The 13,987-nt window shown below is 68.6% G+C and carries 16 protein-coding genes and 1 pseudogene; 5 read left to right on the top strand and 12 right to left on the bottom strand.

Features of this window, described 5'->3' with window-relative positions; all coding sequences use genetic code 11:
• Positions 1 to 351: 351 nt before the first annotated feature.
• Positions 352 to 501: pseudogene (locus tag IEY60_RS12545) on the top strand (acyltransferase); the annotation flags it as partial.
• Here IEY60_RS12545 and IEY60_RS12540 read toward each other — a convergent pair.
• Positions 444 to 731, bottom strand: a complete 288-nt coding sequence (locus IEY60_RS12540; protein WP_189027226.1) for a hypothetical protein — start codon at positions 729 to 731, stop codon at positions 444 to 446. The pseudogene IEY60_RS12545 and the gene IEY60_RS12540 sit on opposite strands and share 58 nt — an antisense overlap.
• A gap of 453 nt (positions 732 to 1,184) precedes the next feature.
• Here IEY60_RS12540 and IEY60_RS12535 point away from each other — a divergent pair, with 453 nt between their 5' ends.
• Together IEY60_RS12535 and IEY60_RS12530 are read left to right on the top strand one after the other, a co-directional pair.
• Positions 1,185 to 1,409, top strand: a complete 225-nt coding sequence (locus tag IEY60_RS12535; RefSeq protein WP_189027223.1) for a hypothetical protein — start codon at positions 1,185 to 1,187, stop codon at positions 1,407 to 1,409.
• 126 nt (positions 1,410 to 1,535) lie between these two features.
• A complete protein-coding gene (locus IEY60_RS12530) occupies positions 1,536 to 2,075 on the top strand; it encodes a DUF1697 domain-containing protein (RefSeq protein ID WP_189027221.1) in 540 nt (179 codons plus the stop codon).
• A gap of 2 nt (positions 2,076 to 2,077) precedes the next feature.
• On the opposite strand, the gene IEY60_RS12525 is transcribed toward IEY60_RS12530, so the two are convergent.
• The 11 genes from IEY60_RS12525 to ctaD all read right to left on the bottom strand — a co-directional run bounded on the left by IEY60_RS12525 (position 2,078) and on the right by ctaD (position 12,210).
• Positions 2,078 to 2,479 (bottom strand): nuclear transport factor 2 family protein, encoded by a 402-nt coding sequence (locus IEY60_RS12525; protein WP_189027219.1) that lies wholly within the window; start codon positions 2,477 to 2,479, stop codon positions 2,078 to 2,080.
• A 64-nt stretch (positions 2,480 to 2,543) separates the two neighbouring features.
• On the bottom strand, positions 2,544 to 3,770 hold the full coding sequence (locus tag IEY60_RS12520) for a THUMP-like domain-containing protein (RefSeq protein WP_189027217.1): 1,227 nt from the start codon (positions 3,768 to 3,770) through the stop codon (positions 2,544 to 2,546).
• Positions 3,771 to 4,748: a class I SAM-dependent methyltransferase gene (locus IEY60_RS12515; protein WP_189027215.1), complete on the bottom strand. Its 978-nt coding sequence runs from the start codon at positions 4,746 to 4,748 to the stop codon at positions 3,771 to 3,773.
• Between the two features lie 87 nt (positions 4,749 to 4,835).
• Positions 4,836 to 5,612: an enoyl-CoA hydratase-related protein gene (locus IEY60_RS12510; RefSeq protein ID WP_189027213.1), complete on the bottom strand. Its 777-nt coding sequence runs from the start codon at positions 5,610 to 5,612 to the stop codon at positions 4,836 to 4,838.
• 10 nt (positions 5,613 to 5,622) lie between these two features.
• Positions 5,623 to 6,429 (bottom strand): NUDIX hydrolase, encoded by an 807-nt coding sequence (locus IEY60_RS12505; RefSeq protein ID WP_189027210.1) that lies wholly within the window; start codon positions 6,427 to 6,429, stop codon positions 5,623 to 5,625.
• Positions 6,430 to 6,610: 181 nt separating this feature from the next.
• Positions 6,611 to 7,444 carry an ABC transporter ATP-binding protein gene (locus tag IEY60_RS12500; protein ID WP_189027208.1) on the bottom strand — a complete coding sequence of 278 codons (834 nt, stop codon included), beginning with the start codon at positions 7,442 to 7,444 and terminating at the stop codon, positions 6,611 to 6,613.
• Between the two features lie 18 nt (positions 7,445 to 7,462).
• The gene (locus IEY60_RS12495; protein ID WP_189027206.1) at positions 7,463 to 7,621 is read right to left on the bottom strand and encodes a hypothetical protein; all 159 of its coding nucleotides are present in this window, start codon (positions 7,619 to 7,621) and stop codon (positions 7,463 to 7,465) included.
• A 137-nt stretch (positions 7,622 to 7,758) separates the two neighbouring features.
• Positions 7,759 to 8,541, bottom strand: a complete 783-nt coding sequence (locus IEY60_RS12490) for a peptidyl-tRNA hydrolase (protein WP_189027204.1) — start codon at positions 8,539 to 8,541, stop codon at positions 7,759 to 7,761.
• Positions 8,542 to 8,616: 75 nt separating this feature from the next.
• Positions 8,617 to 9,066, bottom strand: coding sequence for a hypothetical protein (locus IEY60_RS12485; protein WP_189027202.1), 450 nt, complete (start codon positions 9,064 to 9,066; stop codon positions 8,617 to 8,619).
• A gap of 81 nt (positions 9,067 to 9,147) precedes the next feature.
• Positions 9,148 to 10,377: a phosphoserine phosphatase SerB gene (gene serB, locus IEY60_RS12480; protein WP_189027577.1), complete on the bottom strand. Its 1,230-nt coding sequence runs from the start codon at positions 10,375 to 10,377 to the stop codon at positions 9,148 to 9,150.
• A 90-nt stretch (positions 10,378 to 10,467) separates the two neighbouring features.
• A complete protein-coding gene (gene ctaD / locus IEY60_RS12475) occupies positions 10,468 to 12,210 on the bottom strand; it encodes an aa3-type cytochrome oxidase subunit I (RefSeq protein WP_189027200.1) in 1,743 nt (580 codons plus the stop codon).
• A gap of 295 nt (positions 12,211 to 12,505) precedes the next feature.
• On the opposite strand from ctaD, the gene IEY60_RS12470 reads away from it, so the two are divergent.
• Both IEY60_RS12470 and IEY60_RS12465 read left to right on the top strand, forming a co-directional pair.
• Positions 12,506 to 13,309, top strand: coding sequence for a VOC family protein (locus IEY60_RS12470; RefSeq protein WP_189027198.1), 804 nt, complete (start codon positions 12,506 to 12,508; stop codon positions 13,307 to 13,309).
• A 182-nt stretch (positions 13,310 to 13,491) separates the two neighbouring features.
• On the top strand, positions 13,492 to 13,914 hold the full coding sequence (locus tag IEY60_RS12465; protein ID WP_189027196.1) for a hypothetical protein: 423 nt from the start codon (positions 13,492 to 13,494) through the stop codon (positions 13,912 to 13,914).
• The last annotated feature ends 73 nt before the right edge of the window (positions 13,915 to 13,987 follow it).

The following is a 13,987-nucleotide window of genomic DNA, read 5'->3' as shown; positions in this document are numbered from 1 at the left end:
ACCGATGATCGTCATCGGGTCAGCTGTTGCCACTGCGGCCCCCTCCGAAGCCCCTACCCCTGTCGCGGTCTCCGAGCTGGCCCCTGGTCCGGTCGAGCCTGCCGTGCTACTGGCGCCATTTACACTCGGGCTCAGCTTACTCGCGTTCCCGATCTGCTTTGTGCCGCCGATCCTGCCCTTGCTGACAGCCCCCTGCGTCTTCGCTGTATGACCTGAACAAAGTACCGCGACGCAATGCGCCGGCCCGGCGAAGGCCAGCGGCGTCATGCCGTGCCCCGGCATGGTCGCCATGCCGGACCGGCAAAGTAGCCGGCCAGTATCACACCGCCGGTTCCGGCTCGTGCTTCCGACATCCCCGACTACAGCATCGCCGTCGGCGCGCTGGTCAAGGTCGTCAAGTACCGCAAGCTCGCCTGGGACGCCACCGCCGAGGAGCGGGCCGCCTACATGGCCGCGCTGGCCGATATCGAGCGGAAGAAGAACGCCGCGGCCCAGGCGTAATCGCCGCGCGGCTGTGCGGTCGAGGACTGAGGGATTTCAACCCCGGGGATGATGGTTTTCCACTCGAGCCACGAGAACAATTGTCGGTGTCGATCTTGCGGGATCCCTCGCTTGGCGTGGGTTCCCGCATTCCCCACCGAAGGAACCATCATGACCAGAAACAGAATTCGTGTAGCCGCAGCAGCTGCGGCGCTCATACCGATGATCGCGCTGGGTTCCGGTTTCGCCACCGCGGCTCCCGCCGACTCCGTTGTGCCGGTGATTGCACCGGTACCCGTTCAAGTCGAGCCTGCCGCCCTAACCCTGTTCGGTTTGGGCTTCTTGGCCGGAACATGTACTCCCGCGTTCTTCGTCCCGATTGTCGGCCCGTTCGCTTGGATGACCTGCGTCGCTTGACACCGCGCCTAGCGGAAACCGTCCTCCGGACATCGAGCTCGCTGAGCACAGCGCTCCGGAGGGCCTGGTCGATCAGGACCAACTGCTTGCGGTTCGGGAGGAAGGATTATCTGAAGAAGAACGCCGCGCAGGCGTAATCGCCTCGCGGCTGCACGGTCGAGGGCTGAGGGGTTTCAACCCCGGGGATGATGGTTTTCCGCTCGTACTACGAGCAGAGTTATTGGTGTCGATCTTGCGGATCCTTCGCTTCGCGCGGGTTCCCGATATTTCCCACCGAAGGAACCATCATGACCAAGAATAGAATTCGTGTAGCCGCAGCAGCTGCGGCGCTCATACCGATGATCGCGCTGGGTTCCGGTTTCGCCACCGCGGCTCCCGCCGATTCCGTCGTTTCGGTTGCGGACCCAGTGCCCGTTCAGGTCGAGCCGGTGTTCTCGGGCGGAAATCCTGCGTGCAATGCCATCCCCAACGTGTTCCCGATCAGCATCGGCCTGACGCTCTGCCTCGTGTGATCCGGTCGCCGACCGCGAAGGCCTGATTTCAGCTGGGTGTGGAACTTGACCGTGGTGATACCGGGGCTAGCTCACCGACCTCAACCACAATAGCGGGCTGTCGGACGTGGTCGGTACGGTCGCACTGTGAACAGTTATGCGGCGCTGCTGCGAGGGATCGGGCCGAGCAACCCGAACATGCGCAACGAGAAGTTGCGCGGCGTGTTCGAGGGTCTGGGCTTCGACAAGGTCGCCTCGGTCGTATCCAGCGGCAATATCGTCTTCCGGACTGCCGACGACCGGGCCGACCTGGAAGAGCGCATCCAGCAGGCCCTGGCCACCGAACTCGGCATCCCCGGCGGCACCATCATCCGTAGTTACTCCGAACTGCGTGCATTCCTGGACCGCGACCCTTTCGAAGGCCTCCCGCACGAACGCGGTTCCTACCTCACCGTCACCTTCTTCAAGAACACCATGCTTGAAGCCGACACCAAGGCCTTCGAGGACGACCCCCTCACCCGCGTCATCGGCTACGACCGCGAGGCTCGCGCCTTCCTCACCGTCATCGACAACAGCACCGGCAAAACCCCCGACTTCATGGCCCGCCTGGACAAGACCTACGGCAAGGACATCACCACCCGCACCTGGCTCACGATCCAGCGGGTGGTGAAGAAGATGGAAAGTTAGGCCTACCGGTACAGCGTCTCACCGCGGTGGGTGTCGAAGTACTCGCGCACCTCGGAGATCTTGCCGTCGGTGACGACGAAGTTCGCGATGTAGGTGTTGTCGTACTCGTGGCCTGCTGTCGTGATCGCCCTCGATCGCCACTCGACGACAGCGTTCGAGTCGCCGATGGTCAGGCTGAGCAGTTCCGTCGTGAACGAGCCCGGCTGCATCCGAGCCATCGCGATCGGGAAGAACTCGTCGACGATGGCGTCCGGTCCGTGCCAGGTTCCGGCGTTGGGCAGACGGCCCGGTGCGATCCATCGCGCGTCGTCGGTGAAGCACTCCTTCAACAGCGCCGGGGTGCCGGACTGGAGTGCGGCGAAGTAGCGATGGATGGCGGCCTGGGCGGGGTTTTCGGTGGTCACCGACAAAGCTTAGCCGCCGAGGGGAACATATGTTCGATAGCGGCTTCGTCGTAGTGGACCCGCCCTACCGGGCCGCGTGGGCGGTGCACAGGAAAACCGTTGCGTTGCGCCCGATTCGGGTGATCACCAAGGTGTAGGGCTGGGTGCCGCGCTGCTTGAGCTTCTTGCGGAGGGCGTCCGGGTCGATGTCGACGCCTCGGATGAGAATCTCCAGCGAACCGCAGTCGCGGCGGGACAGCTCCTGGCGCAGCGTCTTCTCGCGGAGTTCGAAGCGGTCCTCGATGCGGAAGCCGCGCATGCCAGGGGGGACGGTGTCGCCGGTGAGGTAGGCGATGTGGGGATCGAGTTGCCAGAGGCCGTGTGCGGCGGCGTAGTGGCGGACCAGGCCTGCGCGGACGATCGCGCCGTCAGGGTCGACGATCCACTCGCCGGGAGCGCGCTCGGGGATGTCGTCGGGGGCGGTGTCGGTGAGAGTGGTTGCGGCGCCGCGGGAATCGAGGACGGTGGCGCGGCGGGTGACGCCGGGTTCGGTCAGGCCGGGGGACCACAGGCAGGCTTCGCGGACCGCGCCGTCGAGGGAGACGACCTCGATCTCGCCGTTCCAGCCGAGTCGGTCGAAATCCAGGCCGGGAGCGGATTTTACGGCGATGTCGCGGCCCGCGTAGGCGGCCAGGAGGTCGGGCAGTGGGGGTTGGAGTTTCGCGGGGTCGTAGGTGCGGCGACCGTCGGCTCGGCGGGCCGGATCGGCGATGATCACGGTGTCCCGGGAGGTCGGGGTGAGGGCATCTGCCTTGGCCAGCACTATGTTTCGACCGCGAACCCGCGAAACCTCGTCGGCTGTGCCGGAACCTGTCGCCGACAGCGGCGCGACACCGAGGTTGTGGGCGGCCATCGCCAGCCGCACATCATCGAGGTCACTGCCGATGACAGCCGGACACACCTCGGCCAGCTCGGCCAGCTCCGCCCCGATCGAACAGGTGACATCGTGCACCGCCCGACCAGCCAACCGCACGGCCCGATGCCGGGCGACAAGCCCGGGTGTGGCCTGCTGCAGCGCGTCATCGGTGAACAGCCACTCGGCCGACGCGGGCAGCTTCCCCGCGGCCTTACGCCGCAACCGCACCGTCTCGATCAGCGCGGCGGCGTGCGCGTCGTGCGAGCGACGCACCTGCTCGATATCGCGCAGGTGCGTCGCCGGGGTGAGCTCCAGCCGGTCGACCTCGGCGAGCGCGGCGGATCCCGCCGCGCTGCCCAGATAGGCGACGTCGTCGCGGCCGAAGCGGTACCCCACTTACTTCTGCGCTGCGCCCGGCTTCACGCCGGTGATCATCGCGTTGTAGAAGAACTCGCGCGGAACGACCTTGCGCAGGACGTTCTCGTCGAGCCAGCTCAGGCCCAGCCAGGCACGGTACTGCGCCATGCGGTAGCCGATGGTCAGCTTCTCGTCGGGGACGGCGGCCTCGAAGGTGCGCACCGGCCAGCCCCACAGGGCGGCGGCGAACTCCTCGGTGGTGGCCTTCACGTCGACGGCACCGGCCGACTTGGCCATCTTCTCGAGATCGCTCGGATCGAAGGTGTGCAGGTCGACGACGGCCTCGAGCGCGGCGGCGCGGGAGGACTCGTCCAGCTCGGTCTGCGGACGACGCCAGCCGGACAGGAACGGCAGCTTGGTGATCTCGGTGGTCACCTTCCAGGTGGCCTGGCCGAGCTTGCGGGCGTAGAGGTTGCCGATGGTGGTCGGCTCACCGGCGAAGACGAAACGCCCGCCCGGCTTGAGCACCCGCAGGCACTCCTTGAGGGCCAGCTCCACGTCCGGGATGTGGTGCAGCACAGCGTGGCCGCAGACCAGGTCGAAGGTGTCGTCGTCGTACGGGATGGTCTCGGCGTCGGCGACGCGGCCGTCGACATCCAGGCCCAGATGCTCGGCGTTGCGCAGCGCGACCTTCACCATGCCGGGCGAGAGGTCGGTGACCGAACCCTTCTTCGCGATGCCGCCCTGCATCAGGTTCAGCAGGAAGAACCCCGTGCCGCAGCCGAGCTCGAGCGCCCGTTCGTAGGGCAGCGGGGCGGGGCCGACCGCGAGGTCGAACCGGCCGCGGGCATACGCGATACAGCGTTCGTCATAGGAGATCGACCACTTGTCGTCGTATGTCTCCGCTTCCCAGTCGTGATACAGGACCTGGGCGAGCTTGGTGTCCTTCAGCGCTGCTTCGACCTCGGCCTCGGTGGCGTGCGGGTTCGGCGCCGGGTCATCGGGGTGGACCGTCATAACCGCCAAGAGTAATAGGAGACCCTCAGCACGCAATGGGCGGTCTTGTTTCCGGCGGTTCCAACTGGTCGAGCGACCGGTCTCAGCTCACCGGCCGGTGAAGACCGCGCTGTTCGGACCCTCGGCGGCGAAGGTGCGGGTGCCGGTGCGGGCGTCGTCGGTGTCGAACAGCGCCGACCATTCGGTGACGGCGGTGGAGTGCGCGTGCGGGCCCGCCTCGAAGACCGCCTTGGCGGCCGCGAGGGCGCGCGGGGCGGCCGTCACGAACTGCTCGGCCCAGCGGCGGGCGGCGGTGAGGACGTCGTCGGGGGCGACGACCTCGTCGACCAGACCGAGCTTCGCGGCTTCCTCGGCGTCGACGAATCGACCGGTGTAGACGAGGTCCTTGGCGCGGCTCGCGCCGATCAGCAGCGACAGCCTGCGGATCCCCGACAGCGGGATCAGGCCCGCCTTGATCTGCGGCAGCCCGAGTTTTACGTTGTCGCCGATGATCCGGTGGTCGGCGCCGAGGGCCAGCTCCAGACCGGCGCCGAGGCAGTAGCCGGTGATCGCGGCGACCGTCGGCTGCGGCACCCGGGTGAGGCAGCCGAGGGCGGCTTGCAGGTCGGCGGCCATGGCGGCGGCCTGCTCGGCGTCGAGCTCGGCGAGCTCGGTCATCTCGTCGCCCGCGCTGAACACCCGCTCGTCGCCGTAGACGATGAGCGCGGCCACCCCGGGGTGCCTGCTCACCGTCTCGGCCGCCGCGGCGACCTCACGGGCCAGCTGGGCGTCGACGAGGTTCAGCGGCGGACGATCGATGCGCAGCAGCGCGACGCCGCGAGCGGTCGGCTCGGCGGGCAGCTCGAGGGTGACGAATTCGGCCATGCGGCCAAACCTACCGGCCGCGCAATGCGCTCTGCTGCGGCAGCTCCGCGAAATACCGTTCGTTGTCGGGGAAGTTCGACAGCGGCCTGCCCTCGGCGCCCGGCGAGTACACCGGCATGATCGGCGTGATGTCGCGCTCGCCGGCCAGCACCGCGGCGGTGTCGGCGAATCCGCACAGCGCGTCGAGCTGCGACCACGTCGGCGGCATCAGCACGTGCTCGCCGACCCGCCAGCTCGCCAGGGCGTCCTGCGGCGTCTGCCACGCCACGTGCGCCGCCTCGGTGGTGGCGCCGTCGGCGATCTGCCCCTGCGGCAGCACGGCGACGAAGAACCGGGTGTCGTAGCGGCGGGGTTCGGCTTCGGGGGTGATCCAGTTCGACCAAGGCCGCAGCAGGTCGGCCCGCAACACCAGCCCCTCGGCGGCCAGGAAGTCGGCCAGCGACAGCTCACGGCGCTCGAGCTTGCCCCTGGACTCGCGGTAGATCGTGGAGTCGTCGACGACGGAATCGGCGGTCGGCCCGGCGAGCAGCACGCCGCATTCCTCGAAGGTCTCCCGTACCGCCGCGGCGACCAGCGCCTGCGCCGTCTGCTCGTCGGTCGCGAAACGCTCGGCCCACCACGCGGGTTCGGGTCCGGACCAGGCGATGTCGGCGATCCCGTCGGTGGCGTCGACGCCGCCGCCGGGGAACACGGTGACCCCCGCCGCGAACGCCATACCGGTCACCCGGCGCTGCAGGAACACCTCGATGCCTGCGACACCGTCGCGCACCAGCATCACCGTCGACGCGTCGCGTGCGGCTACCGCGGACTCACTCATACCCGTTCCTCTCCACCACCGGACACTGCCCGGCGACCGGCCCCATCGCCGGTCGGAGTACCGGCAGGCCGCGCCCGTGTCGGCGCGGCCGCGACTCCGGCCTCCCTTGCACCCTAACGCCCGCTTGGTTAGCAAGGGGAACAGTGCGGCCGGTCCGGTCCGGGTTCCCGCTGAGTGGGAGTCAGGCGCGGCGGTGCTGCCCCGCCCGACGGGCCCGGCGGGCGAACCAGCGCCCGTCGACCCGGTCCAGCGCGATGGACTGGCTGAACGCGGCGCTGAGGTTCTCGGCGGTGAGCACGTCCTCGAGCAGACCCTGCCCGACGACCTCGCCCTCCCTGAGCAGCATGGCGTGGGTGAAGCCCGGCGGGATCTCCTCCACGTGGTGGGTCACCAGGACCATCGCGGGCGCGTCGGGGTCGGCGGCCAGATAGCCGAGCCGCTCCACGAGCTCCTCGCGCCCACCCAGGTCCAGGCCCGCGGCGGGTTCGTCGAGCAGCAGCAGTTCCGGGTCGGTCATCAGGGCGCGGGCGATCAGCACCCGCTTGCGTTCGCCCTCGGACAGGGTGCCGTAGGTGCGATCGGAAAGGTGTTCGGCGCCCAGGGTTTCCAGCATGTCGACGGCGCGTTCGGTGTCGATGTCGTCGTAGCGTTCGCGCCACCGGCCCAGCACCGCGTAGCCGGCCGAGACCACCAGGTCGCTGACCTTCTCGTCGACGGGGATGCGGCTGGCCACCGCCGCCGAGGACAACCCGATGCGCGGGCGCAGCTCGGTGACGTCGACGCGACCGAGCGTCTCCCCCAACAGGTTCGCGTCACCGGAGGTCGGATGGACCTCGGCGGCGGCCATTCTCAGCAGCGAGGTCTTGCCTGCCCCGTTGGGGCCGAGCACCACCCAGCGTTCGTCGAGCTCGACCTGCCAGCTGACCGGGCCGACGAGCGTTCGGCCCGAGCGGCGGATGGTCACGTCGGAGAAGTCGATGAGCAGATCGGGATCGGGTTGCGACACGCGCTCCATCTTGGACCACGCGGGCCCTCAGCGGAACGACCGGCCCGGGTGGGATTCGTCCTTGCTGGTCGGCGCGGAATCGCGGTGCCCGCTCGGCTCGTCGCGCAACATCCTGGCGGCGAGAAGGGAGATCGGCACCGACAGCACCACCCACACGATCAGGATCACCACAATCGTGGTCACCATCGCGGAACCTCCCTACGCCTCGATGCCTGGACCGTCGGTTTCATATACCCTCACGATCCCCCGGATACACTCCGTCGTGGCGGCGAGTCGCGAAAACCAGCACCGAACAGCCGGATTCGGCCGCGCGTGTCGGCGGGTCAGGCCCGGGCGGGCACCGCGATCACCGTCATCGAGCCGGGTGCCACCTCGGTGAAGCCCGCGTCGCGCACGGCGACCGCGCGACCAGCGGCCACCTCGGCCACCAATCCCGCCCACCGCTGGTCGTCGGCATCGCGGACCGCGCACCGGAACTCGTGCTCGGCCCAGGCCGCAGCGGCCGTCACCGGCAGGGCGCCCGCCAGCAGCATGCTCGCGTGCCCGACCTGGGCGGCCGCCTTGCCGACCGACATCTCGAGCGCCGCGTTGACCCACAGCACCGGCAGCCGCGGGTCCGGCGGGCCCGGCTCGTCGTGCTCGAGGTCGGTGCCGCCGATCTGCAGCTTGCGGATCCGCTGGTCGATCGCGCCGACCGGGCCGGGAACGAACGCACGGGCCTGCGCGCCGTCGACATCGATCGTGACACCGTCGACCCCGCCCGCGGCGACCCACTGCGAGCCGCGAGCCCGCCGGGCCACCTTCCTGATCCTGGACCGCTTCCACGCCAGATACCGCGGCTCCCACTCCCCGCCCGGTCCGGAGCGCGGATCGAGGCACACGGCCACGGCAGCGGCCGCCGCGGCTTCCAGGAGCGCGCTGCGGGCGGGCGGATGGGTCTTCGGGATGTGCAGCACCATCTGCATCGCCTGGACCATCGCCGGGTCGTCAGGGTCGCCGTTGCCGCCGTAGCCGCGCGCCAATTCGGCGTGCCGCACAGCGAATTCGGCCGCTTCGTCCCTGACTTCCGCCTCGGTCTCCGCGCTGCTCACTTCCGCGCTGCCCATGCCACAACACCCGATTCGATCGACGCCACCAGTCCGGCCCAGCCTAGCGAGCCGGACCGACCGGCCCTGTCGGCGCTAGGAGACCTGCACCTGCACGAGGAAGGTGGTCTCGGGTTCGATGGACGGTTGCGCGGCGGGACCGTGGACGAACTCGACCGTCGTCGCGCCCGGTGCGATGGCGCGGAACGGCCAGACCGTGGTGTCGCCGTCGGACTCGGGGTCTTCCGCGAGCAAGATGCCCGTCTCGACGTTCACCGGGCCCCATTGGTCGGGCGCGTCGGGATCCTGTGGGAGCCGCACGAGCAGACGTTGACCGACCGTGAGTCGCACCGAACCGCCGTTGGCCGACTGGTCGACCGTCACCGGGGTTGTCGCCGCCTCCGGCGTCGCGGTCGGCAGGGCGATCGTCGTCGGGGAGACATCGTCGGACGGCTCGTCGTCACCGCAGCCGGCGAGCAGCCCGGCGACGGCGATCAGGACGAGCGCGGACTTGCGCAGCGGCGCGACCGAGACGAACTGCAGCACGGAATTCTCCCAACGCCGAAGGACACCCTGCGCTGGAGGCTAACGCCGGGCCGGCCCCATCCGGCCGCGACGCGCCAGTGACTACCGCCCGAGCAGCGGAACCCGGCGCACCCCGCCGTCGCGGGCGTCTGCCGCCTCGACCTCGTCGCGGGTGACGCCGAGAATGAACAGCACCGCGTCCAGGTAGGGATGCGACAGCGCCGTGTCGGCCACCTCGCGCAGCGCGGGCTTGGCGTTGAACGCGACGCCGAGCCCGGCGGCGTTGAGCATGTCGATGTCGTTGGCGCCGTCGCCGACCGCCACGGTCTGCTCCATCGGCACGCCCGCCTCGGCGGCGAACTTGCGCAGCGCGGTCGCCTTGAAGGCCCGGTCGACGATCTCCCCGACCACCCGGCCGGTGAGCTTGCCGTCGACGATCTCGAGGGTGTTGGCCTGCACGAAGTCGAGTTCCAGCTCGTGCGCGAGCGGCTCGATGACCTGCCGGAACCCGCCGGAGACCACACCGCAGCGGAACCCGAGCCGCCGCAGGGTGCGGATGGTGGTGCGCGCGCCGGGGGTGAGTTCGATCCGGTCGGCGACCTCCTCGATCACCGACTCGTCGAGACCTTCCAGGGTCGCGACCCGCTGCCGCAGCGATTCGGCGAAGTCGAGTTCACCGCGCATCGCGGCCTCGGTGACCTCGCGGACCTGCTCCTCGACACCGGCGTGCGCGGCCAGCATCTCGATGACCTCGCCCTGGATCAGGGTGGAGTCCACGTCGAAGACGATGAGCCGCTTGGCGCGACGGGCCAGCCCGGCCCGTTCCACGGCGATGTCGACCTGCTCGGCGACGGCCACGTCGGCCAGCGCGGTGCGCAGCCGGGAATCGGTGTCGGCGCCGGTGTCGGTCGCGGTAACCATCAGCTCCATGCCGGTCACCGGGTAGTCGGCGATGCCGCGGATGGTGTCGATATTGGCGCCGAGGGCGGCGAGCATCCGCGAGATCGCGCTGAACGCGTGCGCGGTGACGGGGGCGCCGAGCACCACCACGGCGTGCGTCGACATCGGCGGCTTGCCGATCTGCGCGTCGACGGACACGTCGACCTGCATGCCGACGGTGTTCATCGCCTCTTCGAGTTCGTCCTGCAGCGCCTCGGGGTCGTTGGGGCACGACACCAGCACACCGAGGGTGAGCCTGCCCCTGATGACGACCTGCTCCACGTCCAGCAGGCTCACCTGATGCCGCGACAGCGCTGTCAGCAGCACAGAAGTGACGCCAGGTCGGTCGGGACCGGTGACGGTCACGAGAACTGTGGTGTCGGCCAAGTCGATCTGCTCCGTTCGATTACCCACAAAAAGAGTGTGCACCTGCTGGTCACCCAGCAGGTGCACACCCCTAGTCGTTTGGCGGTTCCTACTTACTTACTTCTTCGCCAGCGTGCCTTCGGCGACGTGCGTGGCGTGCTTGGCCGAGCCCCAGCCCACGTGCGCCTCGGCCTTCATGCGCTCGACCATGTGCGGGTAGTGCAGCTCGAACGCCGGACGCTCCGAGCGGATGCGCGGCAGCTCGTAGAAGTTGTGCCGCGGCGGCGGGCAGGTGGTGGCCCACTCGAGGGAGTTGCCGTAGCCCCACGGGTCGTCCACCGTGACGACCTCGCCGTAGCGGTAGCTCTTGAAGGTGTTCCACACGAACGGCAGCATCGACGAGCCCAGGATGAAGGCACCGATGGTGGAGATCGTGTTCAGCGTGGTGAAGCCGTCGCTGGGCAGGTAGTCGGCGTAGCGACGCGGCATGCCCTCGGCGCCCAGCCAGTGCTGCACCAGGAAGGTGGTGTGGAAGCCGACGAAGGTGGTCCAGAAGTGCCACTTCGCCAGGCGCTCGTCCATCATGCGGCCGGTGATCTTCGGGAACCAGAAGTAGATACCGGCGAAGGTGGCGAACACGATGGTGCCGAAGAGCACGTAGTGGAAGTGCGCGACGACGAAGTACGAGTCGGTGACGTGGAAGTCCAGCGGCGGCGAGGCCAGGATGACGCCCGACAGACCACCGAAGAGGAAGGTCACCAGGAAGCCGATAGACCACAGCATCGGTGATTCGAACGTCAGCTGACCGCGCCACATGGTGCCGATCCAGTTGAAGAACTTCACACCGGTCGGGACCGCGATGAGGAAGGTCATGAAGGAGAAGTACGGCAGCAGCACGGCGCCGGTGGCGTACATGTGGTGCGCCCACACGGCGATGGACAGCGCGGCGATACCGAGGGTCGCGTAGACCAGCGTGGTGTAACCGAAGATCGGCTTACGGCTGAAGACCGGGAAGATCTCGGACACGATGCCGAAGAAGGGCAGCGCGATGATGTAGACCTCGGGGTGGCCGAAGAACCAGAACAGGTGCTGGTAGAGCAGGATGCCGCCGGTGGCCGGGTCGTAGATGTGGCCGCCGAGGTGACGGTCGTAGGCCAGGCCGAACAGCGCCGCGGTCAGCAGCGGGAACGCGAGCAGCACCAGGACCGAGGTCACCGCGATGTTCCAGGTGAAGATCGGCATGCGGAACATGGTCATACCGGGCGCGCGCAGGCAGACCACGGTGGTGAGCATGTTGACGCCACCGAGGATGGTGCCGAGACCGGAGACGGCCAGACCCAGGATCCACAGGTCGGTGCCGACACCGGGCGAGTGCAGGATGTCGGTCAGCGGGACGTACGCCGTCCAGCCGAAGTCCGCGGCGCCACCGGGGGTCACGAAGCCCGCGGTCGCCATGGAGCCGCCGAACAGGTACAGCCAGTAGCTGAACGCGTTCAGTCGCGGGAAGGCGACGTCGGGGGCGCCGATCTGCAGCGGCAGGATGATGTTGGCGAAGCCGAACACGATCGCCGTCGCGTAGAACAGCAGCATGATCGTGCCGTGCATGGTGAACAGCTGGTTGAACTGCTCGGGCGAGAGGAACTGCAGACCCGGGCGGGCCAGCTCGGCGCGCATGAGCAGCGCCATGAGACCGCCGACCAGGAAGAAGCTGATCGCCGTCACCAGGTACATGGTGCCGAGCACCTTGGGGTCGGTGGTGGTGACCGCCTTGTACAGGAACGAGCCCTTGGGCCCGGTCCGAGCAGGATACGGTCGAGTCGCTTCCAACTGAGGGACTGGCCTGGGCTCTACCGCAGTCACTGATCCTCCTGAAGATGCCTGTACGTCACTCGCAGGCCCTCCGTCCTCCGGTCAGAGGCAGACGACGGTCAGCATGCGTTGAGTGAATCGTAAACCGTGCTGCCGCAGCATCACGCGCGGGTCCTACTCTGTGTCGTATTCAGCGCGCCGTAGACGGACGACAGTGTGCCGGGCGGACGCCGGTCTCGATCTTCCTCCGCAGGTCGCGCGGGTGCAACGGTTGGCTGCGATGACTTTTCGACCGCAGGGGCGTCATCACTGTGTCGAGCTATTCCCCCGCAGCCGAGGAGTCCTCATGTCCAGTACCACCCAGCCCGGTGATCCCACCTGGGTCGATCTCTACACCGCCGATCTCGACCGTGCCATCGCCTTCTACGGCGAGCTGTTCGGCTGGACCGCCGAACGCGGCGGCGAGGAATTCGGCGGCTACACCACTTTGCGCAAGGACGGCAAGGCCGTCGCTGGCGCGATGGGTCGCGTCCCCGACGACGGCGATCCGTTCCCCGATCGCTGGACCGTCTACCTGGCCTCCGCCGACGCGGCGGCGACCACGGCGAAGGCGAGCAGCGCCGGCGCGAACGTGTTCGTCGAGCCGATGGCGGTCGGCGATCTCGGCACGATGGCGGTGCTCGCCGATGTCGGCGGCGTCGGTGTCGGCGTCTGGCAGGCGGGCACCTTCCCCGGCTTCGAGGCGATCGGTGACGTCGCCGACGGTGTCTGGAGCAACCACGACGGCGTGCCGTCCTGGTTCGAGCTGATGACCCGCGCCTACGAGCCGTCGCTGACCTTCTACCGCGAGGTCTTCGGCTGGCACGACACCTTCACCGTCGTCGACTCCCCTGAATTCCGCTACACCACCATCCACGCGACCTCGCCGATGCGCGGCGGCGTCATGGACGCCACCGGCCACCTCCCCGAGGGCATCCCCGGATCGTGGACGGCCTACTTCGGCGCCGACGACGTCGACAAGACCGCCGCCCAGGCTCTGGCTCTCGGCGGCACCGTGGTGTTCGAGCCGATGGACACCCCCTACGGCCGCCTGGCGGGCCTCACCGACCCGACCGGCGCCCACTTCAGCATCGGCGGCAACGCGCGCTGACCAGGCCCGCGACGGCGGCGGCCGGTCGCGCCGCCGCCGTCGCGCGCACCACCTTGGGGTGGTAAACGCGCCCCCTGGGAGGTCGCCCCCCAACGCTGGGGTTGCTGTCGGAGTCCCCACCCGGCGACGACAGTAGAGGTGTACCGAAAAGCACCTCCTACCAGCGCCAAGGGGACACCACGATGAGCACGATGACCACCGCGATCGCCGACAACGTCATCCAGCTGCCGCGCAAGCAGGCCGGCCCGATCGCCACCGATGGTCACCTCGCCGACTCCGATCAGGATCGCTGGGCCAACCGGCTGGCGCGGCTGCTGCTCGGCCGCGGCGCCACCGCGGGCAGCCGGATCGCGCTGGCGGTCGACGCCACGATCGAGGCGATCATCGCCGAGGCGGCGGTGCGCAAGATCGGTGCGATCCCTGTCTCCGTGACCGACGACGAATTCGTCTTCGGCGCCTACACCGGCATCACCACCCGGGCCCGCAGGCCCGAACTGACCGACGACGTCGACTGGCTGGTTCTCGACGATCGCTCGACCCTGCAGCGTTATCTGGTCAGCTCGGACGCGCCGCTGTCCACCAGGGATCTGCGCGCGGTCTCGTAGAACCCATTCCGGTCCGGTCCGCACAGGTTCAGAATGGACCTAGATCGCGGAACGCAGCGGGTCCGGGACCCAT

The organism is Nocardia rhizosphaerihabitans, from assembly GCF_014646295.1.
GTDB classification, from domain to species: domain Bacteria; phylum Actinomycetota; class Actinomycetes; order Mycobacteriales; family Mycobacteriaceae; genus Nocardia; species Nocardia rhizosphaerihabitans.
This window is presented reverse-complemented; position numbering and strand designations above follow the sequence as displayed.

Bases quoted from the DNA above. Each gene is read 5' to 3' on its own strand.
- IEY60_RS12535 (WP_189027223.1), top strand. From the start codon at position 1,185: ATGACCAAGAATAGAATTCGTGTAGCCGCAGCAGCTGCGGCGCTCATA.
- IEY60_RS12515 (WP_189027215.1), bottom strand. From the start codon at position 4,748: ATGACGGTCCACCCCGATGACCCGGCGCCGAACCCGCACGCCACCGAG.
- IEY60_RS12510 (WP_189027213.1), bottom strand. From the start codon at position 5,612: ATGGCCGAATTCGTCACCCTCGAGCTGCCCGCCGAGCCGACCGCTCGC.
- IEY60_RS12505 (WP_189027210.1), bottom strand. From the start codon at position 6,429: ATGAGTGAGTCCGCGGTAGCCGCACGCGACGCGTCGACGGTGATGCTG.
- IEY60_RS12500 (WP_189027208.1), bottom strand. From the start codon at position 7,444: ATGGAGCGCGTGTCGCAACCCGATCCCGATCTGCTCATCGACTTCTCC.
- IEY60_RS12495 (WP_189027206.1), bottom strand. From the start codon at position 7,621: ATGGTGACCACGATTGTGGTGATCCTGATCGTGTGGGTGGTGCTGTCG.
- IEY60_RS12490 (WP_189027204.1), bottom strand. From the start codon at position 8,541: ATGGGCAGCGCGGAAGTGAGCAGCGCGGAGACCGAGGCGGAAGTCAGG.
- IEY60_RS12470 (WP_189027198.1), top strand. From the start codon at position 12,506: ATGTCCAGTACCACCCAGCCCGGTGATCCCACCTGGGTCGATCTCTAC.
- IEY60_RS12465 (WP_189027196.1), top strand. From the start codon at position 13,492: ATGAGCACGATGACCACCGCGATCGCCGACAACGTCATCCAGCTGCCG.